At 41.4% G+C, this 23,466-nt stretch carries 23 protein-coding genes; 16 read left to right on the top strand and 7 right to left on the bottom strand.

What is annotated here, in order from left to right:
* Positions 1-53 precede the first annotated feature (53 nt).
* Positions 54-1,592 carry a YifB family Mg chelatase-like AAA ATPase gene (locus BM375_RS06145; protein WP_093364476.1) on the bottom strand — a complete coding sequence of 513 codons (1,539 nt, stop codon included), beginning with the start codon at positions 1,590-1,592 and terminating at the stop codon, positions 54-56.
* A gap of 236 nt (positions 1,593-1,828) precedes the next feature.
* On the opposite strand from BM375_RS06145, the gene BM375_RS06140 reads away from it, so the two are divergent.
* The 3 genes from BM375_RS06140 to BM375_RS06130 all read left to right on the top strand — a co-directional run bounded on the left by BM375_RS06140 (position 1,829) and on the right by BM375_RS06130 (position 3,087).
* Entirely contained in the window at positions 1,829-2,098 is a 270-nt protein-coding gene (locus BM375_RS06140) for a YtxH domain-containing protein (RefSeq protein WP_093364609.1), read from the top strand.
* Positions 2,099-2,162: 64 nt separating this feature from the next.
* Positions 2,163-2,570 carry a hypothetical protein gene (locus BM375_RS06135; RefSeq protein WP_093364474.1) on the top strand — a complete coding sequence of 136 codons (408 nt, stop codon included), beginning with the start codon at positions 2,163-2,165 and terminating at the stop codon, positions 2,568-2,570.
* Positions 2,554-3,087: a hypothetical protein gene (locus tag BM375_RS06130; RefSeq protein WP_139227513.1), complete on the top strand. Its 534-nt coding sequence runs from the start codon at positions 2,554-2,556 to the stop codon at positions 3,085-3,087. Before BM375_RS06135 ends, BM375_RS06130 begins: the two co-directional genes overlap by 17 nt.
* On the opposite strand, the gene fcl is transcribed toward BM375_RS06130, so the two are convergent.
* The gene (fcl, locus tag BM375_RS06125) at positions 3,088-4,014 is read right to left on the bottom strand and encodes a GDP-L-fucose synthase (protein ID WP_093364471.1); all 927 of its coding nucleotides are present in this window, start codon (positions 4,012-4,014) and stop codon (positions 3,088-3,090) included. It lies immediately after the preceding gene.
* Between the two features lie 58 nt (positions 4,015-4,072).
* Between fcl and trmB the strand changes: the two genes are divergently transcribed.
* Positions 4,073-4,723, top strand: coding sequence for a tRNA (guanosine(46)-N7)-methyltransferase TrmB (gene trmB, locus BM375_RS06120; protein WP_093364470.1), 651 nt, complete (start codon positions 4,073-4,075; stop codon positions 4,721-4,723).
* Between the two features lie 272 nt (positions 4,724-4,995).
* On the opposite strand, the gene BM375_RS06115 is transcribed toward trmB, so the two are convergent.
* Complete coding sequence (locus BM375_RS06115) at positions 4,996-5,724, bottom strand: RDD family protein (protein WP_093364468.1); 729 nt, start codon at positions 5,722-5,724, stop codon at positions 4,996-4,998.
* Positions 5,725-5,805: 81 nt separating this feature from the next.
* On the opposite strand from BM375_RS06115, the gene BM375_RS06110 reads away from it, so the two are divergent.
* The 7 genes from BM375_RS06110 (at position 5,806) to BM375_RS06080 (ending at position 13,410) form a co-directional block, all read left to right on the top strand.
* Positions 5,806-6,768 (top strand): stage II sporulation protein M, encoded by a 963-nt coding sequence (locus BM375_RS06110; protein ID WP_093364467.1) that lies wholly within the window; start codon positions 5,806-5,808, stop codon positions 6,766-6,768.
* Positions 6,759-7,676, top strand: a complete 918-nt coding sequence (locus BM375_RS06105) for an ABC transporter permease (RefSeq protein ID WP_093364465.1) — start codon at positions 6,759-6,761, stop codon at positions 7,674-7,676. Before BM375_RS06110 ends, BM375_RS06105 begins: the two co-directional genes overlap by 10 nt.
* Entirely contained in the window at positions 7,663-8,472 is an 810-nt protein-coding gene (locus BM375_RS06100) for a hypothetical protein (protein WP_139227512.1), read from the top strand. Before BM375_RS06105 ends, BM375_RS06100 begins: the two co-directional genes overlap by 14 nt.
* Complete coding sequence (locus BM375_RS06095) at positions 8,469-9,680, top strand: DUF4350 domain-containing protein (RefSeq protein WP_093364462.1); 1,212 nt, start codon at positions 8,469-8,471, stop codon at positions 9,678-9,680. The genes BM375_RS06100 and BM375_RS06095 overlap by 4 nt, the downstream gene beginning before the upstream one ends.
* Positions 9,677-10,672 (top strand): AAA family ATPase, encoded by a 996-nt coding sequence (locus BM375_RS06090; protein ID WP_093364461.1) that lies wholly within the window; start codon positions 9,677-9,679, stop codon positions 10,670-10,672. The genes BM375_RS06095 and BM375_RS06090 overlap by 4 nt, the downstream gene beginning before the upstream one ends.
* A complete protein-coding gene (locus tag BM375_RS06085; protein WP_093364459.1) occupies positions 10,672-12,000 on the top strand; it encodes a DUF58 domain-containing protein in 1,329 nt (442 codons plus the stop codon). Before BM375_RS06090 ends, BM375_RS06085 begins: the two co-directional genes overlap by 1 nt.
* A gap of 798 nt (positions 12,001-12,798) precedes the next feature.
* Positions 12,799-13,410 (top strand): hypothetical protein, encoded by a 612-nt coding sequence (locus tag BM375_RS06080; protein WP_093364458.1) that lies wholly within the window; start codon positions 12,799-12,801, stop codon positions 13,408-13,410.
* A gap of 86 nt (positions 13,411-13,496) precedes the next feature.
* On the opposite strand, the gene metK is transcribed toward BM375_RS06080, so the two are convergent.
* Positions 13,497-14,750 (bottom strand): methionine adenosyltransferase, encoded by a 1,254-nt coding sequence (metK, locus tag BM375_RS06075; RefSeq protein WP_093364456.1) that lies wholly within the window; start codon positions 14,748-14,750, stop codon positions 13,497-13,499.
* 635 nt (positions 14,751-15,385) lie between these two features.
* On the opposite strand from metK, the gene BM375_RS06070 reads away from it, so the two are divergent.
* Genes BM375_RS06070 through BM375_RS06060 form a run of 3 tightly spaced genes read left to right on the top strand, consistent with a single transcriptional unit; the run spans position 15,386 to position 18,220 of the window.
* Positions 15,386-16,519 carry a hypothetical protein gene (locus BM375_RS06070; RefSeq protein WP_093364455.1) on the top strand — a complete coding sequence of 378 codons (1,134 nt, stop codon included), beginning with the start codon at positions 15,386-15,388 and terminating at the stop codon, positions 16,517-16,519.
* Between the two features lie 23 nt (positions 16,520-16,542).
* Positions 16,543-17,235: a hypothetical protein gene (locus BM375_RS06065; protein ID WP_093364453.1), complete on the top strand. Its 693-nt coding sequence runs from the start codon at positions 16,543-16,545 to the stop codon at positions 17,233-17,235.
* Between the two features lie 28 nt (positions 17,236-17,263).
* On the top strand, positions 17,264-18,220 hold the full coding sequence (locus tag BM375_RS06060; RefSeq protein ID WP_093364452.1) for a T9SS type B sorting domain-containing protein: 957 nt from the start codon (positions 17,264-17,266) through the stop codon (positions 18,218-18,220).
* Positions 18,221-18,261: 41 nt separating this feature from the next.
* Here the strand turns inward: BM375_RS06060 and BM375_RS06055 are convergent, their stop codons facing one another.
* Both BM375_RS06055 and BM375_RS06050 read right to left on the bottom strand, forming a co-directional pair.
* Positions 18,262-18,948 carry a response regulator transcription factor gene (locus BM375_RS06055; RefSeq protein WP_093364450.1) on the bottom strand — a complete coding sequence of 229 codons (687 nt, stop codon included), beginning with the start codon at positions 18,946-18,948 and terminating at the stop codon, positions 18,262-18,264.
* Between the two features lie 24 nt (positions 18,949-18,972).
* On the bottom strand, positions 18,973-20,823 hold the full coding sequence (locus BM375_RS06050; RefSeq protein ID WP_093364449.1) for a sensor histidine kinase: 1,851 nt from the start codon (positions 20,821-20,823) through the stop codon (positions 18,973-18,975).
* Positions 20,824-20,992: 169 nt separating this feature from the next.
* Here BM375_RS06050 and BM375_RS06045 point away from each other — a divergent pair, with 169 nt between their 5' ends.
* Complete coding sequence (locus tag BM375_RS06045; RefSeq protein WP_139227511.1) at positions 20,993-21,319, top strand: hypothetical protein; 327 nt, start codon at positions 20,993-20,995, stop codon at positions 21,317-21,319.
* A gap of 34 nt (positions 21,320-21,353) precedes the next feature.
* Here BM375_RS06045 and BM375_RS06040 read toward each other — a convergent pair whose 3' ends face one another.
* Positions 21,354-22,316 carry an isopenicillin N synthase family dioxygenase gene (locus BM375_RS06040; RefSeq protein WP_093364446.1) on the bottom strand — a complete coding sequence of 321 codons (963 nt, stop codon included), beginning with the start codon at positions 22,314-22,316 and terminating at the stop codon, positions 21,354-21,356.
* Between the two features lie 655 nt (positions 22,317-22,971).
* Here BM375_RS06040 and BM375_RS06030 point away from each other — a divergent pair.
* A complete protein-coding gene (locus BM375_RS06030) occupies positions 22,972-23,415 on the top strand; it encodes a MarR family winged helix-turn-helix transcriptional regulator (RefSeq protein ID WP_093364443.1) in 444 nt (147 codons plus the stop codon).
* Positions 23,416-23,466: the final 51 nt, after the last annotated feature.

Below are 23,466 nucleotides of genomic sequence, written 5' to 3'. Positions count from 1 at the left end.
CGCTCTTCGCAATGACGCGTTTTGCAGACCCTTTTTAGACACTGCTATTACTGTTACCCCGCCCAGTTTTCTCGATCAAGGCTTCTAAAATGAATCGCTTCGGCTAGATGATGGTTTAAAATGTGTTTCTCGTTTTCCATATCAGCGATGGTACGGGCGACTTTAAGGATACGGTCGTATGCTCGTGCGGATAGACCTAACTTTTCCATAGCCATGCTCAATAATTGCTTGCCTGTTTCATCAATCCGGCAGACTTCCCTTAGCATTTTGCTACCCATCTGGGCATTGCTATGAACTGTTGCATGATCGGCGAAGCGCTGTTCCTGTACCTTCCTTGCGCTAATAACCCGGCTACGGATAGCAGCACTGTTTTCCGAAACTCTGGCGTTGGAAAGTTCTTTGAACTCGACAGGTGTAACTTCCACATGTAGGTCTATGCGATCTAATAATGGTCCTGAAATCTTACCTAAGTAGCGTTGTACCATAGCAGAGCCGCAGATACATTCTTTCTCAGGGTGGTTGTAGTAACCGCAAGGGCAGGGGTTCATTGCGGCGATGAGCATAAAACTTGCCGGATAGTCGACCGAAAAGCGGGCTCTTGATATGGTAATGTTGCGCGCTTCCAAAGGCTGGCGCATAACCTCCAAAACTGAGCGTTTGAATTCGGGAAGTTCATCTAAAAATAGCACCCCATTGTGAGCTAGAGATATTTCTCCAGGTTGTGGGTTGTTTCCACCACCAACCAATGCCACGTCCGAAGTGGTGTGATGCGGAGCGCGGAACGGTCGTATGGTCATTAAGGAAGATGAAGCTTTCAATTGTCCCGAAACGGAGTGTATCTTGGTGGTTTCTAATGACTCGTTAAGTGTAAGCGGTGGGAGGATTGTAGGGAGGCGTTTGGCAAGCATGGTTTTCCCTGAGCCTGGCGGGCCGATAAGAATAACATTATGTCCTCCTGCCGCGGCAATTTCCAGAGCACGCTTGATATTCTCTTGTCCTTTCACATCTGAGAAATCAATATCATAGTTGTCGACCTGTTGCCGAAATTCGCTTTCTATGTCAATACGGGTAGGGTTGATATTCAGATCGCCATTGAAAAAATCAATCACTTCTTTTAGGTTGCTGACCGGTAAGGTGTCTAGCTGATTTACTGCCGCCGCTTCTCGGGCATTTTGCTGTGGTAAGATGATCCCCTTGAATCCATCCTGTTGCGCTTGAATAGCAATAGGAAGCCCGCCTTTAATTGGTTGTATACTGCCATCCAATGATAATTCGCCTAAGATAAGGTAGTCTTTTAGCCGATCGGTATCAAGTTGTCCCGAAGCGGCTAATATTCCGATGGCAATGGACAGGTCGTAAGCAGAACCTTCTTTTCGAAGATCTGCAGGAGCTAGATTAACGACGATTTTTTGTCGAGGCATACGGTATCCTACCGTCAAAATGGCACTTTCGATACGCTGCAGGCTTTCCTTTACAGCATTGTCCGGAAGTCCGACAATGTAATACTTTGTGCCAGAAGAGATATTGACCTCCACACCGATTGTAGTAGCCTTGATGCCATAAACGGCACTGCTGAATGTTTTGGTAAGCATATCAAGTTTTATTATAAGTGGTTAGGTTAAAAATAGGTAATACTTTGGAGGTTTCCAAAATTCAGGAAGTATTGGCACATGAAATTTAATTGGAAAGATTTTTGTTGTTTGACAATATGACGAGGAGGTTTTGAAAATACTTTTGTAAATTTAAAACGATTCGTTAAAATAATTGTTTATCTAAGTAAACAACCTTAGATTGATTAGAAATGGAAAAGACTAAAAAGAAAGAGAAAATGAACGATAACGGAAAGGTAGTAACCGCATTATTAGCGGGTTTGGCAGCAGGTGCTGTCTTGGGATTATTATTTGCTCCTGATAAAGGCTCAGAAACGAGAGACAAAATCAATGAGTCATTGGCTGATTTAGGAGATGCTATTAAAGAGCGCGCTGAGGAGCAGTTGGATCAGTTAAGCGAGTTAAAAGATAGAATTGTAGCTAGTTTGACTTCAAAAGTAAAAGAAGTAGAGCAGGCTATCGATGATGAGATTGAAGAACACGCATAGATATATTTGTCTGGCGTAGAGAGGGAAGCTGAAGGGCTATACCCTCTCCATAAACTGTAAATACATGGAAGAAGAAAAATTTTCGCTATCCGGAACTTTTCAAAAAGCGAAGGAATATGTTGACACGCAAATTGCTCTGTTAAGGCTAAAGGCCTTGGCGAAGGGGTCGCGTATTTTTGGTTCGTTGGTTTTGGATTTGACCAGGGTCGTACTTACTTTATTTATTGTATTCTTTTGCTCATTGGCTTTAGGTTTCTACTTGGGCGAAGTATTGGGAAGCAATGCTTTAGGTTTTCTACTTACAGGTGTCATCTTTTTTGTTATCCTGTTGCTGATTCGTCTGTTTGAGCCTAAATTGGAGACAATTTTTATGGATATCACTATCCGGAAGATAGCCAGTAAGTGGAATGAGGAAGAAGATGAGGCAGCGGAAGAGGAAACCAAAACAGATGAAAATGAAAAGTTCAATTAAGATAAATAATTTACAGGATCTAAGGTCGGAAATTGCTCGTGTTCAGCTTCGCAAGAAAGAACAAGAGGTTTATCTGTCTGATCAGTATCACTTGCTTAAAAAGAAAATAGAAGCGCCAGTGCGTTTTCTGAATAATGTGACCTCGCATGTTCCAGGAGTTGGTATGGTGAAGGGTCTATTCAGTGGTGTACGCAAAGCTACACAAAGCAAAGATTCAGACTGGTTAACGAAAGCCTTGCAGATAGGTACGCCCATTGTCCTTAATTCCACAATATTAAAAAAAGCAGGTTGGTTGAAAAAAGCCTTGGTGTTGTTGGCTTCGGAAACGGCTGTAGGGCAGGTGAACCAAGGGAAAGTAAGCGGGCTTATCAATAAAGTGACTAATTTTATAAAACCTAAAAAGAAAAAGAAGGACAAAAAAGGAAGTCTGGCGATTGGAAAATCAGTAGAAGTGCCGTACGAAGCTCCGAATGCAGATATTATTGCACAAACGCAGCATCCCGATAATAACGTGTAATTAATATCTGTTCAGAAAATCCTGATAAGCAAGTGTGATGCCTTCGCGGAGATTTACGCGATGTTTCCAACCCAATTGGTGTAACCGCGAGACATCCATTAGTTTGCGTGGTGTGCCGTCAGGTTTGGTTGTGTCGAAACGGACTTGGCCTTTATACGCTACAACTTCTTGAATGAGCAAAGCGAGTTCCTTGATGCTCAAATCTTCCCCGACACCGATATTGATAAATTGTTTTTCATTGTAATTGTCCATGAGGAAAACGCAGGCATTTCCCAGATCATCGGCGTACATAAATTCCCTAAGTGGTGTGCCTGTTCCCCAAATCGTCACTTCGGCACTTCCGTTTATTTTGGCTTCGTGAAAACGGCGTATTAAGGCAGGGAGTACATGGGAATTTTCTGGATGGTAATTGTCATTGACGCCGTATAAGTTTGTTGGCATCACGGAAATAAAGTTACAGCCATATTGTTCGCGGTAAGCCTCGCACATTTTTATACCCGCAATTTTAGCAATCGCATATGGCTCATTGGTTGGTTCTAAAGTGCCCGTTAAAAGATAATCTTCCTTTAGTGGTTGTGGAGCCATTTTCGGATAGATACAGCTGGAGCCAAGGAACAACAGTTTCTTTACACCATGGACATACGACTGGTGGATGACGTTATTCTGAATAGCTAAGTTTTCATAAATAAAATCTGCCCTATAGGTATTGTTGGCGATGATTCCTCCAACTTTAGCCGCTGCCAAAAAGACATAATCAGGTTTTTGCGTAGCGAAAAAATCCGTTACGGCTTGTTGATTGCGTAGATCGAGATCCTCGGAAGTGCGTTTTATAATATGATTATAACCTTGTTCCTCCAAGGTGCGCACAATGGCTGACCCTACCATACCGCGATAGCCTGCAACAAAAATCTTAGCGTCTTTTTCCACGTCTTATTATTGATATAATACAAAGATAAGGTTATTTTTGCGGACAAAACAGTTTAAAATGGGTAAGGATAAGTTAAGAAAGTTTGCCGAGGTCGCAACATTCAAGAACGTAGTACAATTGGATGAGGGTAAGCCTTTCAAAGGAAAGTGGGCGAAGGAATTCTTTAAGAATGATAAACCGATTATCCTAGAGTTGGCTTGTGGCAAAGGTGAGTATACAGTGAACTTAGCGAAGCTTTTTCCAGACAAAAACTTTATCGGTGTTGATTATAAGGGTAATCGTATTTGGCGAGGGGCCAAGACGGCGTTGGAAGAGGGGATTGAGAATGTTGGTTTTTTGCGTATACAGATTGAGACAATTTTAGAATATTTTGCAGAGAATGAGATTGACGAAGTCTGGATTACTTTTCCGGATCCTCAGCCACAGGAAAGTCGGGAGAAAAAGCGTTTAACAAATCCGAAATTTCTCGAACGCTATAAATATATCTTGAAAGCCGATGGGGTTATGCATTTGAAAACGGACAATGATGGCTTTTATGCCTATACGTTGGAGCAAATAGCTCTTTTAAATCTGCCAAAAGAGAAAGAGACAACCGATTTATACCACTCGAACTTGGTGGATGAGGTTTTGGCCATCAAAACGTATTACGAGCGCAAATACTTAGCGGACAATAAGAATATTAATTACGTGAAGTGGAGGTTTGGTTAAGTGTTATTTGAACACCGGACGTTTTTTGTTTTGTCCTCTATGCCGGACGAGCATCCTACTTTTTCCGCAAAAGTAGGCAAAACTCGTCGCTGAAAAGCTTTGACCATAGGGGAGTGCGAAAATAGACTTTCTACATGGTCAAAACTTTTAAGGCGACATTTTGAAGTTAAGGAAGGTTAGTGCGAGTAAAATTTATACTCATTGTAAATGCTCAGGAGCGCTTATCTGTTTCACCTCTCTTCATTGACAAATCCAATAACCATAGAGATAACCTATCTATCCCTAAACGTGTGGTAGTAATCCTTAATCACGACATCAATAAACTCTTCGGGGCGCATCTGCGGCTTTACGTCCAACAGCTGTACAAGCTTGTTGCTTAGTGCGATAATAAGGTTGTAATCTTTTCTTTCGTACCCCTTTTTGTAGATGTCTTTTATCAGGTTAGCATCCTTATCACTGAGTTTCATTACTTGCGGGAAGGTGACGGTATGTTCTTTCGTGATTTCAGCAAATAAGGTCTGATGCAAAGCCATGTCCTGTTTGGTGCTGATGACCGCTGTTTCTGCTGCGATGTCCCCAATACGTTGCGCATTCTTGGAAACAATGATGCTACTGATGGCTAAAGCTCCCCCTGACAGAAAAATATCTACAATCGTACATACCCAGCGGATAAAATACTGGTAAACTGTGGCTCGTGTTCCATCGATTTTCACAACTTTAATCTTCATGATGATTTTTCCCACTGTCTGTCCGTGGAAAAATGTTTCCATAATGAAGGTGTAAAAAAATGCCGGGAGCAGAAGCAACATATAAATCCCGATAAGCAACCAGTCATCACTTATATTAAAAAGCCCTGTAGAGCGAAGAAAGTAAAAAACGAATAGCGAGTAACAGATTATAAGGAAATAATCGATGCCAAAGGATATCATCCTGGATCCTAGAGAAGCCAGTTTGTATTCAAACTTTACATTTTGCGGTGTATTAATTAATAGTGTATGCATGTTTGCATTCTTTTGTCATCATATATATATTTGAAATAGCCGATATTTCCTATATTAGTGCAAGTTATAGTCCCTTCATATATGAGAGAAGCTTCCTTTATTGAACGAAATAAAGAAAAATGGATTTCAATTGAAAGCAATTTAAGAAATAAAATCAATATAGATCCTGATATATTGGCTTCTAACTATATGGAGTTGACCAATGATCTGGCTTATGCCCAGACTTTTTACCCGGATTCCAAGACCAAGGACTACCTAAATGGTCTTTCTATTCTAGCTCATCAACAGCTTTACCGCGACCAAAAATCTTCTGAGAATCAGTTCTTACGATTTGTGCAGTATGATATTCCGGAAGCGATCTGGGCTATTCGCAGGCCGTTGTTGTATTCGCTGGCGATTTTTCTGCTGGCGATTGGGATTGGTGTGATTTCTTCGCATTTTGACATGAATTTCGTGCGGTTTATTATGGGAGATCGGTATGTAGATATGAGCATCAGTAATATTGAGCAAGGCAATCCCGCAGGAGTGTATGGTGATGGAAGTGCCGTCGGTTCTTCTTTAGCAATAACGATTAACAACGTGCGGGTTGCTTTTCTTGCATTTGCCTTTGGCTTGATCTTCAGTGTTGGTACGGGTTATATCCTGTTCAGTAATGGCGTAATGGTAGGCGCATTCCACTATATGTTTTACCAGCATGGTGTATTGGAAGAGGCAATGTCCGCAATCTGGATACATGGTGCCATTGAATTATCAGTAATCGTTATTGCTGGTGGTTGCGGTTTGGCAGTGGGCAACAGTTTTATGTTTCCTAAATCGTATACGCGATTGGAATCGTTTAAGCAAGGAATTCGAACGGCTTCGAAAGTGTTGGTGAGTACGGTTCCTTTCTTCATTGTCGCTGGTTTTCTGGAAGGATTCGTTACCAGACACTATCAGTTTTCTATATGGATGTGCTTAGCGATTATAGTACTATCCTTTATCGCGATCTTGTATTTTTATGTTTTACGGCCTTATCAACTAGCAAAACGCAACGGATGGAAGTAAAGTTTGACTTTGGTAAGGAACGTAAATTGGGCGAAATTGTACAAGATTTTGTTAATCTGCTTCGGCTTGTTATCCGGCATTTTGCGCAGACGATGTTTAAGCTGGCGGTATTGCCCTTATGTGCTATGCTCGTGCTGATTTATTATGGTACTACACGCATTAATCTGAAATCTAACCTGTTTTTTACGGAATCGGCAGAAATGCTGTTGCTTGTTTTTATTGGGATTATCGCTTTATTGGTATTTACAACAGTGTTCTTTGGATTGGGTATGGAATACTTCATCCTGTTGAAAAACAAGAAATCTACCGATTTTGATGCGAAATCTGTGGTACGATCGTTTAGGGGACACATCGGTAAATATCTCAAATTTTTGGTAGTATCTATTGTTGCTGGACTTTTATTGTCTATTCCGCTTTTGCTGGGTGTGGGTATATTGTCCTTTATTCCGTTTATAGGAAGCTTTGCTGCGGGAATCCTTATGGCTTTTGTTGGGACATGGTTTGCATGTTCGTTTTTATTCTATAGGGAAGGCTATTATGGGTTGACGGATACAATACAACAGACCTTCGGATTGTTGAAGAAGAAGTTTATTGATTATGGCGTTTCCTCTTATGTGGTGGGGATGGTTTTCCAGATACTGTTGATGATGCTGACTATTATTCCCAGTGTTATCGTTGGTATTATTGCTTATAATACATTAGGCTTTACGGATACCTTTTTTGATACCTTTGCTGGTCGGATGTTGACGGCACTGGGCGGAACTGTGTTGATTGTACTCTACCTGGTGTATTACCTGTTGTCAGTGCTGGTATATGGCATTATCTACGAAACGGCGAAGGAAATGAAATACGGGGAAGACGTTTACGATAAAATCAATAGCTTGGGGAGGGGGAATGATGCGCAATAGAATAGGATTGTTCTTTGTTGCACTTTTTCTAAGTGTGGCGGGTTTTGCACAGGATTCTGTGAAGATTGTTCCACCTGTGGAGGAGGAAGTGTTTGCAGTGGATAGTGTGGAGATTGAGCAGGGGAAATACATGGAGGAAGGCTATTACGATAAAGTGCCGAAGTTTCAGGAGTATCCTTTGATAGACACGGCTGCTTTTTCGGATATGTCGGAAAGATATCAGAATCCGGAATTCAACTATGATGAAGATGTTTTCCAGACCAATATCTTTGAGCGAGCGTGGAACCGTATATCCCGATGGATTGATAATTTGTTGCCAGATATGGGCTTTCTTCGCTTTGGAGACTGGTTTTACAAGATTCTGGCGGTTATCGCTATTGTGGGGTTCATTGTGATTATTTATCGCGTATTGTTTTCTGGAAACCGTCTTTTTGCGCATGAGGAGAAAGAGGGTGAGGAAAGTTCGGAGATTCGTTTTGTAGAGAAGAATCTGTTGGATGTAGATATTTCCAAATATATCGAGCAAGCGCTAAAAGATAATAATTATGCGTTGGCAATACGCTATCTCAATCTGTTGAATATCCAGTTGTTGGCACAAAGAAAAGTGGTCAAGTGGAAACATACCAAGACGAATATGGAGCTATTGAGCGAAATATCGGATATAGAGCTGCGTAGGGATTTTGAACGAAATGTGGCTATTTTCGATAGAGTATGGTTCGGTAGTGCGGCAATAGACCGCACAAAATATGAGGAGTATGCAGCCTATTTCTTACAATTTCAATCGCGGTGGAAATGAGAAATTCAAGTAAGATAGGATTGCTTTTGTTTGGCCTTACGCTGTTGGTTATCGCGGTTATCGATGTGACCAGACAGGAGCCTATTGATTGGAGGCGCTCCTTCAATCAACGGGACAAGATTCCTTATGGGTTGTATGTGGTCCATGAAGAGTTGCCCAATATCCTTGGGGAGGGTGTCCAAGTAAAAGATTTAACAAGCACGGTTTTTCCAGATATCCGTGATACATTGAAGGCTCGTCCGAACAATAGTTTGGTGTATGTCGTTGATTATTTTGATGAGTCGCCTCAAGTGGTGGATGAGCTCCTTTCTTTTGTAGATAAGGGGGGCGAGGTATTTATCTCTGCCAATCAGTTTTATAATGGGCTATTGGACTCTCTTGGTATACGGATGGACTATTATTATCCTAAGGAGTTCGGGGCGATATTTGATTTTGAAGACCGCCCGTTCTTTCTCCACAATGGGATCACGGCTTATTATAAAGATTTGGAATATCCAGGGCTTTTTTATCGGTTGGATTCTGCTGAAGTACGGATTATTGGGTCTTATGAAGTAGAAAAGAATCGGGAATTACCCAATTTTATTGAAGTAAAGCGAAACAAAGGACGTTTTCTTTTGCATTTAGAACCGTTGATGTTTACGAATTTCTATATGCTGCAAGAGGATAACTACAATTATGCTGCGAGTGCTTTGAAATTACTGCAAGGCAAAGATGTGCGTTGGTATGATGATTATTACACCTCTGATTCATTTGCCCGAACACCCCTACGGGTTTTATTGACCAATGATGGTTTGCGTCAAGCTTGGTATGTTCTGCTGTTCGCCTTGATCCTGTTTTTGCTGTTCCGCAGCAAACGTGAATCAAGGGCTGTAGAAGTCGTACAACCGGAGCCAAATCTCTCCAAAGAATTTGCCAAGACTATTGCTTCGCTGTATTATGAGACGGGGAGTCCGGGTAATCTGGTGAATAAAAAAATAGAATATTTCCTCTATGATTTGCGTAGCCATTATCAATTGGATACATTAAAAATCGAGGAAGAGGAGTTTGCACAACAGGTAGCGATGCGTTCAGGTGTGCCTGTAAGTGATTGCGAGCAACTGCTTGGTTTGATCCGAGCATATCGTAGGCGCGAAACCTTTACGGACAGCGAGCTTTTGCTCCTTAACGAGACGATTGAAGAATTTAAGAATAAAGCAAATATGCTATGAATGAATTAGAAAACAAATATGAACCGAGTTTTGAGAACCGTATAGATTTGACTGTGCTGAAAGAAAAAATGAGCGCAGTCAAAGCAGAGGTTAAAAAGGTCATCGTAGGACAGGATGATGTTATCCACAAGTTGTTGATTTCAATATTGGCTGCAGGGCACTCGCTTATTGAGGGGATGCCCGGTGTCGCTAAAACATTGACTGCGAAATTGATGGCCAAGACTATCCAAGGGGAATTTAAAAGGGTACAGTTCACGCCTGACCTTATGCCTTCTGATGTGACGGGTTCATCTATCCTTGATTTGAAAACCAATGAGTTTCAATTTAAGAAAGGCCCCATTTTTGGGAATATCATCTTGATTGATGAGATTAACCGCGCCCCTGCAAAGACACAATCCTCACTTTTTGAATGTATGTCGGAGAGGCAAGTAACCGTTGATGGGGATACCTATACGATGCCACGCCCTTTTGTTGTGTTCGCGACGCAAAACCCGATTGAACATGAAGGGACTTATCGTCTTCCTGAAGCGCAGTTAGACAGGTTTTTGTTCAAAATCAACGTAGACTATCCGGCATTGCAAGAAGAGTTGGAAATATTGAAGGAACACCATTTGCAGAAAGCACAAAACAAAGAGGATCTGGTGCTACCTGTGGTGGATGTAAAAGAAATCGTGGCTTTTCAGGATCTAGTGAAGCAGGTCTATGTGCATGAGGATGTGTTTAATTATATTGCACAGGTGGTGTATCACACGCGGCAGCACCCTAACCTTACTTTAGGGGCTTCACCACGTGCTTCTATTGCTATTCTGGAAGCGGCCAAGGCTTCTGCAGCCTTACAAGGCCGTGACTTTATCACGCCAGATGATGTGAAATATGTTGCACCAAGCATTCTTGGACACCGTGTACTGCTTACGCCAGAAAAAGAAATGGAGGGCTTTACAAGCGACTTCGTTATCCAACAAATTGTAGATAGTATCGAAATCCCAAGATAATGCGTTTTATCCGAAGCCTATACCTATCGAATCGTTTCTTCAACAGCTTGTTGCTGATGGCGACTCTATTTCTATTGTCGTTTTTTGTGAAGCAACTCTTTACTCCGGTATATGTGCTATTTTGGGTATACCTAAGTGTATGTCTATGGGATCTCCTGTTTTTGTATTTGGGAAAAGGAAGGATAGATATCGTGCGAAACTATCCGGAGAAGTTATCGAATGGCGACGAAAACCTTATGGAAATTCGCTTGACGAGCTTTTACCCGGTCAAGGTGAGCGCAAGGCTTATCGAAGAATTTCCGGTACAGTTGCAATTGCGGGATATGGATTTTGAGACGCCGTTGTTGCCCAAAAAAGTCAAAACATTACAATACAGTGTTCGGCCGACTTCCCGTGGCGTTTATACATTCCAACGCTGTCATGTTTTGGTGCGACATTTAGGCTTGTTCGAGCGAAAGTTTACCTTGACTGAACCCATGGATATTTCGTGCTATCCTTCTTTCATCCAGATGCGGAAATACCAGCTGTTAGCTACTACGGATCGTTTGGTCGAATTGGGGATAAAACGTGTGCGTAAAGTGGGGGCAACGTTGGAATTTGACCATATCCGTGAGTATGTAAGAGGTGATGAATACCGTCATCTCAACTGGAAAGCTACGGCCAAGCATAAGAAATTACTGGTCAATCAATATCAAGAGGAAAAATCACAGCCTATCTATTCCCTTATCGATACTGGGCGTGTGATGCGTATGCCTTTCAACGGCTTAACATTGTTGGATTATGCGATTAATGCAACTTTGGTTTTAGCCAATGCAGCTATCCTCAAACAGGATAGAGCGGGTATGCTGACCTTTTCAAAGCAGGTAGGGAATCATATTGCAGCCGAGAAACGAAACAATCAGATGCAACTGATTTTGGAAAAGCTATATAGCATTACTACACAATTTGAAGAAACGGAATTTGGTAATCTGTATGCTTTTTGTAATAAACATATCAATAAGCGCTCGCTATTGATGGTCTATACCAATTTTGAAACGATTGATGCCCTGAACCGGCAAATGCCCTATCTCCGTATGTTGGCCAAAACTCATATCGTTGTCGTAGTGGTCTTCAAAAATACCGAACTCGTCGATATGGCAAAACATAAAGGCAAGAAAGTTATGGATACTTATAACCAGATTATTGCTGAAAAATTTGTCTACGAAAAACAACTGATTGTGCAGGAACTGAACCGCCAAGGTATACAGACGATTTTTACGGCTCCTGAAAACCTAACGATCAACGCGATTAATAAATACCTGGAGATAAAAGCGAGAGGGTTGCTGTAACCTTTTATTTGTCTCCTCTTTCTCTTTAACAAGATTGAGCCCTCGCTTGAGAGGCTGTTTAAAAATATAATTTTTACGTCATTTCGACGAGGAACGAGGAGAAATCTATGGACAAGAGAATCAAAACACAGATTATCACGTCGCTATCGCTCCTCATAATGACGTGTTTTGGGGTGAAAGCAAAAATTTAAACAGCCTCTGAGACGTAGCGGGGCACGGCCAACGGTATCTTGTGAGGATAAATAGCCTAAGTTTTCAACTTCTACCGCTTTCGCATTCAGTACGGCGTATCGGTTTGTCCAGCAGTTTTCTTTTGCTCTTGCATCAGTCTATTTCGCTATGGCTATAAATCATGTGACGAATGAGGTAAACTATTTTGTCCTTGTGTCAGCTACTTGGTTTGGTAGGTTAGACAGTGTAGTACAAGGCAGAAATTAGGGCGTTGATTCTCCAGACTGTTTGTTGGAAGCTAAAAGCAGTGTTGCAGATGTAATATACTGTTTCGCTGGTGCGTCAAACTGTTTGGTTGACACGTCAAACTCTTTCGCTGACATTTCCCTTTTTCTGGTGTGAAAAGCAATAAAAACAGCCTTTGACAGAACTTAAACCAGCTTTTTAAGCTAAAAATAATAGCTTTTGAAGAATTAGAAATTGTAAAATCGTGCCAAATAAAATTTCGGATACCCCCGAAATTTGGCACGATTTTACAATTTTTCTGCTTTTTTGATGTGCAACTTTGTCTTGTTAGCTAACACTGGTTCATTTAATTTATTTTTTAAACAGTAAAAAAACAATGTTATGAGAACAACATTAAATTTCAGAAAGATGAATGCAGCACAGTTGTTGCAATTCGTTGAAGAGATCATCAGCAAGATGACAGAACATGTAGATGTATTTGAAACACCAGATCCGGCTCTACCCACAGTGACCACTGTTCTGCAAGAGTATAGGGAATGTGTGAAAGACGCTTCTTTTTATGATCGCCGGGCGATTACTATTCGAGACCAGAAGCGAACAGAGCTGGAGATTCTAGTATTCAGGTTATCCAAGTATGTGGACTTCGTAGCGCAGGGTGATAAAGCGGTTATCATGACGGCAGGGTTTACGCCTACTGTTAGCCGTGGCAGTGGAGTCCCGACTCCTAAAGCCGTACTTTTAAAGGTTGATTCTTTGGGTGTAGGCACCTCAAAGTTGCTTATTAAGGCAAAACCATGGAGAAGGGCTCGTTATTATAAATTTGAATACCGTAAAAGAGGGGTGGATGAAGCCTGGAGTTATCAATTAAGTCCGAAGTCCACTGTTGTGTTGGAAGGTTTGGAGAGTTTTCAGAGTTACGAATTTCGGGTAACCTATCTGGGTACAGATACACAAGAAAATTACAGTGAAATTCTTAATGCTTTTGCACTGTAGTTAAAAACAAAAGAAGGTGTCCACGGAACTTCAAGTAGTAACTTGACTTTGCGGACACCTTCTTCGTTATCAGTTATTCTGTTTGCTTACAAACCGAAAGCTTCTTTGATTTTGTCTACGTAATCAAGTTTTTCCCAAGTAAACAGTTCCACTTCCAAGGTCTTCTTCTCGCCGTTAGAATTTTCAAATGTCTTGGTGACCGTTTTGGGTGTACGTCCCATGTGGCCGTAGGCTGCTGTTTCCGAATAGATTGGGTTGCGTAGGCCTAAGCGGGTTTCGATACCATAAGGCGTCATATCAAACAGTTCGGTGATTTTAGTCGCAATTTCGCCGTCCGACAAGCTTACTTTACTTGTGCCGTATGTGTTCACATAGATACCCATAGGATCTTTTACACCGATTGCATAGGAAATCTGTACCAATAGCTCATCAGCAATACCAGCAGCCACTAAGTTTTTAGCAATATGGCGGGTAGCATATGCAGCAGAACGGTCTACTTTGGAAGGATCTTTCCCTGAGAATGCACCACCACCGTGTGCCCCTTTTCCTCCGTAGGTATCTACGATGATTTTTCGGCCTGTTAATCCAGCATCCCCATGAGGTCCGCCAATAACAAATTTACCTGTAGGGTTCACATGGAACTTGATATCATCGTTGAAAAGTGCTTGCAATTCCGGCTTAAGCTGGGCTTTTACACGAGGAATAAGAATATTTTTGATATCAGCAGTTATTTTCTCCAACATTTCTGCTTCAGTGCCGAAATCATCGTGTTGGGTAGAAATAACGATGGTATCGATACGTTGCGGTTTGTGGTCATCACTGTATTCTAAGGTCACCTGTGATTTAGCGTCAGGTCTTAAATACTTGATTTCATTGTTTTCGCGACGTAGTGCTGCCAATTCATAAAGGAGGCGATGAGAAATATCCAGTGCCAAGGGCATGTAGTTTTCTGTTTCGTTATTGGCATAGCCAAACATGATACCTTGATCGCCCGCGCCTTGTTCCTGCTTGGTTTGTCTGTCCACACCTTGATTGATGTCGGCAGATTGTTCGTGAATAGCCGAAAGTACCCCACAGGAGTTCGCTTCGAACATGTATTCTGATTTGGTATAACCAATTCTTTCGATAACTGAGCGCGTGATTTTCTGCACATCCAGATAGATGTTGGATTTCACCTCGCCGGCTAATACAACCTGTCCAGTGGTTACCAAGGTCTCTATAGCCACACGTGCATCTTGGTCCCACGCTAGGAAATTATCAATTAAAGCATCAGAAATTTGGTCGGCAATTTTGTCCGGGTGTCCTTCTGATACAGATTCTGAAGTAAATAAATATGCCATTGTTGCGTTCTATTTTTGTGATGTACGCAGGAGAAAAAGAATCGAAGTAGAAGTGGAAAAACATTTTTCTTCTGGTTTTAGCACTTTTTTACCGTGGTTGCAATCTCCTTTGGCAGCCTGTCCGTATGCCATGCGCAAATCAGTCCACATTTTTCGAATGCAAAAATACTACTCTTTCTTGATATAAAAAATCAATTTGCAATTCTACGTGTAAATTGAATGCCATAAAATGTAATAAATGTTATCCTAGTTTTGGATTCGTGTAAGTCTAAGACTACCCTAATTCTTCATCCTTAGAGTTAGCGAAGCGCTCTAAGGATAGGGGGCAGGAGTGACATTAAAAACGCAGATTGTCTGCCTGCGGTAGGCAGGCTTCCTCACTGCGTTCCTCCATCGCAGGAGGCGAGGCACAGCGCAATGAAGCGTTTTGCGGTTTTCAGACCTTTTTAGCCCCCCTTTGCTTTAAATATCTTGGTATTTTTTTGTTGAGATTCGATTTATACAGGAAAATATTTCCTGATAAATATGGTTTCATCTTAAAATTATACTATTTTTAAGCCGAGGAGCGTCCTAAGGGGATATACCTCGCTATGAAAGAATACTATTGTTAAATCTTATTTAATTAACACCAGTCTATGTGTATACGGACTTGGTATATCTTTTTGGCTACGGCTTTCTCCTTGCTATTAGGCTTGGTGCAGGTTGGCTATGGGCAGCGAATTTATGCAGATGCTCAGCAACCGTCAAATACAGCTTTAGCTTCGGTCTCCGGTGCAGGAAATGCTGTTGATTTACCCGATACGACAAACTATTCTACTCTAAATGTAACATTAGGAATAGGAGGGTTAATCCATGCTCAACAGAATCTACAATTTGTAAATAATCCAAAACCCAGTATATATTCTCCTGTGGTAGCGAAGATAGGGAGTAATTCTTCTTTGTTGACATTATTAGGAGGCTTTGTCATTCAGCGGACGAATGGGGGGATAAATAGTTTAGTAGCGCCATCTTACTCTGTAAGCGAGTTGTTGAATTTATTACAATTATTAGGAGGAAATACAACCGGAAATGTCGTATTTCCTCCTACTGGGAATAGTTTTGATGGAATAAGATTTGAGGTAAACAGTTTATTGGGAATTGGAATAACTGCACGTTATTATTATGCCTTTTATATAGTTCCTCCTACGGTATCGGAAAGTGATATTACGCTTTGCCAAGGAGCAACTCAATCCATCACGATCTCCAACTTTCAAACATACACGCCTTATACCTATAGATTTTATAATAGTCGAATAGGAGGAGTACAGATCGATATGGATGTCACAACGAGTACTTTCACTATACCTGCTAATTGGGAAGGGTCATATTGGCTAGAAGCACGAGAACATAACGCTTATCCTTCTGCAAGAACAGAAATTAAAATTATACGGAATAAAATATCTGGAGGTATAATTTCGGGAGACCAGACTATTTGCGAAGGTGATAATCCAGTTATGATAAATGGGTCATTACCGGATGAAACAACAGTCGGAGCAACTATTGTTTATCAATGGCAAAAAAATACTTCTGGGACGTATGAAACCATAGTTGGGGCAACAACCCAAAATTATTTGCCGATTGCATCAGCAGAAACTGCCAAATATCAAAGAAAAGTGACATCTACCTTAAATGGAACGGTATGTGAGTCGCTTAGTAATGAAATAACAATAACTGTTAAACCTAAGCCTCCTGCTCCTAATATAGAACTTCACCCAAATTCACAATATTAAAAAAGATAAAAATTTCAAAAATTATGAAAAATAAATTCAACAAAATCATGGCAATAATTGGATTATTGTTATTTATCGGAATTACCGATAGCTATGGTCAAGTAACACCTACCACTCCGGATGTGGTGCTCTTTTGTGCAGATGCAGAAGACTATGATTTAGGCAATTCTCCGGCAACAGGCCCCAATCCCAGATGGATTGTGAGGCATAGTGCAACACCTTTAGTTATCGCAAATATAGGTGATACTTCGCCAATTGCATTGACAGGAAATTCAATTCCTGCCGCGAACCTAACGACAGGCTATCTTTACATCTCCTATATCGATGATGAAAATTGTGAGTCTATACCCGAGGAAGTGCCAATCTATAAATTTGCAGCATTAACAGCTACAGTGAATGCTCCTGAGTATTGTGAAGAGGATCCAGCTACATTTACGGCAACACCAGTAAGTGCAGATGCATATACTGCGTTTGCTTATCAATGGTATACGGTTGTAGGAGGAGTAGATACACCGATTGCAGGTGCAACTAGCGCCACTTATGAACCTCAAGATGTTCTTGCCGGGACTACGATTACATATAAAGTACGGATTGGTTACTTGGTCGGAACAAGTAAGTACTGTTCGTATACCACAACAGGAACAGATGTTACGGTAACTGCTAAACCAAGTAAACCAACCATTACTGTTGAAGGTGCTACTGCAGAGACGTGGTAAATTCTTGCATTTCTAATGTGTAATTGATATGTTTCACCTGCCCCTGCTTACACCGTTACTGGTAGCCGTGCTTTTGCTGATCTTCGGGTCGGCAAAAGCGCAGCAGGGGCAGACTGTGCATATCGTAAAGGGTAAACAGGTGACTTTGCGAGCTGATGCTGCACATGCGCTTTCTTATATTTGGTTCTATAACGGTGAGCCACTACAAGGGCAGCACAATCAGCGCCTTGTTGTTCAGGAAGGAGGTGTATATACGGTGATGGCTTTGGGTGATGACTGTAATTCCGACATGTCGGATCCTGTTGAGGTTATTGTTGACCCCGAAGGGGAGGTTGTCTACCTTGATATTGAAGTACGCAATCTGCCCGAGTCAAAAGAAGTGCACCTAAGACAAGAATTCAATTACCAACTGATGGTGTTGAACAATAGTGAAGTGGATGCTTATGATGTGATCGTCACTTTTTCACTACCGTTGTATCTGACCTACCTTGGAATTGATCCCGATGGAACGACAGATATACAGTATAATGAAAACACCCGAGAACTTACCTGGCGAATTCCGAAGCTGGATGCCGGGGAAGCTGCCTCACAGTGGATTCGGGTGCGCGGAGAACAAGTGGGACAGGTGATCACCTTAGCTAAGGTAAGTAGCCGACAGGAAGATATAAACCTTTCAAACAACGAATCGGAATCTATAGTGATGATTGTCAACTTCTTTATCCCAAATGTGTTTACACCGAATGGGGATGGAGTGAACGATACATTCGAAATTTTAGGTCTGGATTTATTTCAGTCGAACGTTCTACGTGTCTATAATAGACATGGCAATGAGGTATACTATGCTATAGACTATCAAAATAATTGGACTGGACAAGGATTGGCCGCCGGAACATATTTCTATCATCTGGAAATCGTGGATGGAAAGGGGAAGAAGCATAACCACAAAGGCTATGTGACGATTATCCGAACAGCTCCGCAAGAATAGCGTAAAAAAGAACCCCGATATTTAAATATCGGGGTTCTTTTTTAACTAACCAATAATTTATAGCCTTTGCCGTGCACATTGACAATTTCCACATTTGGGTCTTCTTTGAGGTATTTCCGCAACTTACTGAGAAATACATCCATGCTACGTCCTGTGAAGTAATTGTCGTCATGCCAGATTTTTACTAACGCTTCTTCACGTGTCAACACATCGTTTTTGTTTAAGCAAAGTAAGCGTAGCAATTCTGCTTCCTTGGTAGAAAGCTTTTGCTGTTGACCTTTATAGGAGATAATCTGGCTGGTGTAATCGAAAAAGTAATCGCCGATTTCGAATTTATCTGCAATTTCTTCCTCTTTATCTTTCGAAGCGCGCTTCAACAAGGCGTTGATACGAAGCAGAAGTTCTTCCACACGGAAAGGTTTCGTAATGTAATCGTCCCCACCCAACTCAAATGCCTGCGTTTTATCCTCCATCATACCTTTTGCCGTGGCGTAGATGATAGGCACAGTCTTGTCCATTTTGCGGATGTCTTTTCCTAACGAAAACCCATCTTTCTTCGGCATCATGACATCAAATATGCAGAGGTCATAGGTCTCTTTGCGAAAAGCATTCAACGCTTCGTCTCCATCTTGACATAAAGTAACCTCAAATTTGCCTTTTAATTCCAGATAGTCTTTCAGAAGCTCCCCTAAATTTGGGTCATCTTCTGCTAACAATATTTTTTGCATATGTATATTCGTTAAGTTTTCTAATTAATCAGGTGTTGTACCTTTTAAAGGAAAAGATAGTTCAAATATTGTGCCTTTATCTTTTTCGCTTTTCACCTGTATACTACCGTTCAATCGTTTTACAATATCGTGTACATAGCTTAAGCCCAGTCCGAACCCTTTTACATTATGGACATTCCCTGTCGGGATACGGTAAAACTGGTCAAAAATCTTATCCTTTTGATCCTTGGTCATACCCATCCCTTTATCCGCTACCGTCACTACAATATTACCTTTATGGTTGATGGATTTGACCGTTATGTTTGGACTTGTCTTACTGTACTTGATCGCGTTATCTACCAAGTTAAAAAATACATTGGAGAGATGCAACTCATCGCCAATGACAAGATCCTGTGGTGCTTCTAAGTCCATGTTTAATGTACCTCCAGCCTTTTGTAGCTGCAGCTGCATGCTTTCCAGTACGTTGGATACGACTGCATTGATATGAACATTGACTTTTTCTATTTTGAGATTCTCTTTTTCCAATCGGGCGATGTTCAATACACGCTCAATATGGTTGCCTAAGCGTACGTTTTCATCATAGATGATATTTGCCAATCGGTTTACACGGTTGCCGTCAGCCGCTATCTCGGGGTCCCGTAAAGATTCGCTCGCGATCATGATAGTGGCTACCGGGGTTTTGAATTCATGGGTCATGTTGTTCATGAAATCCGTTTTCATTTCCGAGATTTTCTTCTGCTTGAAGATGATGCTTAATGTATAGCCGAAGGCTCCAATAAGTAGGGCAAGCAATGCAATCATCGGAAAAAGTAAGTAGCCCATATTATCGCGTATGATAAACGATTTCTGGGGGAAATATACAGATAGTATCCCTGGAGCATTGCCCAGGTCATTCTCAAAGAGGTTAGTAGAATAGCGAGCTGTCTTAAATTGGTCAGCAGGATTTTTATGGGAAATAGTTTCATAAATAACCACGCTTTGGTTGTCGCGAACTTCAATATTGAATGGCGCAACAATACTTCTTTTACTTAACTCTTTGGCAAGTTCATTACGTAAATACGTGATGTTTAGACGCTCTTGGAATGGTCGTTTTGCCAATTCCGGGGCGTATTCGATGTCTTGAAGAATGGTCATGCTCTTTCCGCCAATAATCGCTAGGGTGTCGAAAAGGCTTTCTGCTCCCTCAAATCTACGGGCATTAAACTCGGCCAATTGTTTGTCCAGTGCATGTATGTCAAAAGCAATCTTGGAGTTGACTTTCGGCATGAGGGTTGCCGTCTGGATAGCGACAACTTGACCGTTCTGCATGATCGGGATAACAAAACGTGTGCTGTCGTCCTTTGATGGGATAGTAGGAATCTTGCGCTTGGCAAAGACCTCAATATCTGCCTCAATGTATGTGCCATCCACGTAGTTCGTGAAAACGTTGAACCCCAAAAGTTCCTGATAACGTTTGCGGCGTACGTAAGTCTCGTAAAATGAATTGTCGATGGAAATAGCATTGGGAAATGCGGCTTTCAGCTGCTCTTCTTGCTCTTTGTATGATTGTTGGTGGTCAAATTGTTGTACTTGCAGGTTTTTGATTCGTTCCTGCAATTTCAACTGATCGGCCAACATTTTTTCTTTCTGTTGCTGTTTTTTCTGGTCTGCTTTATATTTTTCCTGATTAAGCCGTTCCTGTGCCTTAGCAAAATCTACTATTTCCTGCCGTTCAATTTTTCCTGCAACAGCAGTTAGTGAAGCATTTACTGCTTCGTCAAAGAGCTGGGATTTTTGTTTATAAGATTCCTTTACAAAATAATATTGCATGGCTATAACCCCTAAGAGGGCAATAGACATCAACCATATAATTAAAGGGATACTCCGTTTCTTCATCCGTTGTTTAGCAAATCTTCTTTCTGTTTGTCAGCTATTGGCTGCTTGCACATTGCAAAAATAGCTATGCTTAAGCTTCCAATTGCCTATTTAACACAATTTAACGGGGGAAATTGTAATTTCCACATAGTTAGTGTAAATTTAAAGAAACAATTAATAGGTCGGTGTTATGAAGTACTGTTTAATTATTATTTGTAGCTTATTGACTATATCGGTGTTGGCGCAGGAAAAGGATAGTGTCGCGTTTAAGCTTAGAAAGTTTTATCCGGAGCAGAAACTGCCTCTTCTGGATACGATGAAACAGCGAGTGCCTTTACAGGATATGGGAAGTTTTTTTGTTCAGCTCAAGAATGCGGGTGATGCCGGTCGTATGCCAATTATCAGCCCCGATACTTCTATCTTTTATACAGGTAAGGTCAAAATTTTGACTGGTGAAAATTCGATACTTATGCCGGGTACAGAGCCCTTGGATAGATTGAGAAAAAAAGATCGATAAGCGGATTTCCGCTTATCGATCTTTTTTTAACTATTTACATTTTCAAACCGATTTCTCTTAATCGCTCGTCTAGGTACTGCCCTGCAGTATAATCTTCATACGCTTTAGGATAGCTTTCAGATACGCAGGAATCCAAACAGGCCAAACTCATTGATGCTTTTGGGTGAAGGAAAAATGGCACAGAATAACGTGACGTTTTCATTAGCTCACGAGGTGGATTGACTACGCGATGTGTTGTGGATTTTAGTTTATTGTTTGTTAAGCGTTGCAACATATCGCCTACATTGACGACGATATCCTCTCCTTTCGCTTTGATTGGAAACCATTGTCCGTCCTTGGTCAGCACTTCAAGGCCATCAGCACTCGCACCAATCAGGAGTGTAATCAGGTTGATGTCTTCATGGGCGCCTGCGCGTACAGCATCGGCTGCAATAGCATCCGGATTTTCAATCGGAAAATAGTGGATTGCCCGAAGGATGGAGTTGCCGTTGATGACGTATTGTTCGAAATAGTCTTCTTCTAAGTCCAAATAGCAGGCAATCGCTTTTAGCAGATTGCGTCCTGCGTCTTCCAGTTTTTTGTAGATTTCGGCTGTGACCTCGTTGAAACGGGGTAATTCTTCAACGGTGATATTGTCCGGAAAATCTTCTTTAGAGTAGGTTTCGCCTACGATGGTCTGTCCGCGTTGCCAGAACTCTTTAAGGTCGGGTGTACTGGCATCTTTGGCTTTTTCTTTTCCTTTGGAAGTGTAGCCGCGCTGTCCTGCCAGTTCAGGGTATTCGTATTTGCGTTTAATGGCTTCCGGTTGGTCAAAAAAAGCCTTTACTACGCTGTAAAGTTCGTCAATCAGCGACTGGCTTAGTCCATGGTTTGCAATAGTTACAAAACCTGTTTCATTGAAAGCCTTGCCAATCTCCTGTGAAAATTGCTTACGCTGCTCTGCGGTACCCTCGGTATATTGTAGCAGATCCAGTCTTGGAATATTTACTAATGCCATAGCTCGGTGTTTTTTACAAACTTAGATAAATTCCTTTTTATGTACAATGAGCGGAGGGAGAGAACAGAATCAAAAAATCTTTTTAAAGGGGAGCGTGTTGAGGTAAAATGGAGGTTTTGTTTAGCCAATGTTTTGTCCCCCGAAGCCGGACGGGCTTTTCCCACTTTTGACCGCAAAAGTGGGGCAAAACTCGGCGCTGATTTTTGTGAAAATGATGGTTGTGCATAGGCTAATTTCTACAATACTTCACAAAAATGAGGCGCCATTTTCCGTCAAGGAAAGGTTGGTGCGAGTAGAGTTTAGACTTCCGAAGTTTAACTTCGTTGAGGGCTTCGCCGTTCAGAAACTTCGGAAGTCTTCAATAAAAGGGTTTATCTTCGATGAGCTCCCTTCGGTCGGTTTTGATTCCTTTTTGCGCTACAAAAAGGAATGCCTTGTCCCGGCGAGGGACGGAAAGGTTGTGCGATGGGAAGAAATCAACATATTGTAGAAATAAAACCTCCTTTTATTCTAAACATAAAAATAAGGTTCGTTTTCCTGGAGGGAAAGAACTGAGCGTTTGAAAACTTATCAAAAATTTAATGTGAGAAAAATTTGTTTTGAAATTTATAATCATTACATTTGTTATGCTTGCATAGTAAATATAAATCGAATTATGTCCCAAGATAATACTATAGATTACTTTTTGAAGACCTGTTGGCAGACTGTAGCCAATAAGTATAATGTTATTGCTTCACAATTTGGGTTTACCCAGGCGGCAGGATATATACTCATTAATATACATAAGGAAGGAACATCGGTTACACAGATTGCGAATGCGACAGGGGTGAAGAGTACTTCGCTTTCGCGTGTTCTGAATAATTTGGAATCGTTGGGTTTTATATATAGAGAGGTCAATGCCTCGGATAAGCGTTCGGTAAAAGTGTACTTGACTCCATTGGGCGTGGAAAAACGCCAGATTGCAAAAACTGTGGTTAAGGAATTTAATGAGTTTCTGGAGACACGCTTACCAGAGGATGAGCGGGAGCAGTTGATTCAATCGTTACAGAAGATAAACACCCTGGCAATGGAATATCAGCCAAGCGTGGAGGCGGAGTAAGGGCTGAATAGCAAAGAGACGAGGAGAAAGAGATAAGCGCAAAGAAGCAAG

The organism is Sphingobacterium wenxiniae (genome assembly GCF_900116225.1).
Taxonomy (GTDB): domain Bacteria; phylum Bacteroidota; class Bacteroidia; order Sphingobacteriales; family Sphingobacteriaceae; genus Sphingobacterium; species Sphingobacterium wenxiniae.
This window is presented reverse-complemented; position numbering and strand designations above follow the sequence as displayed.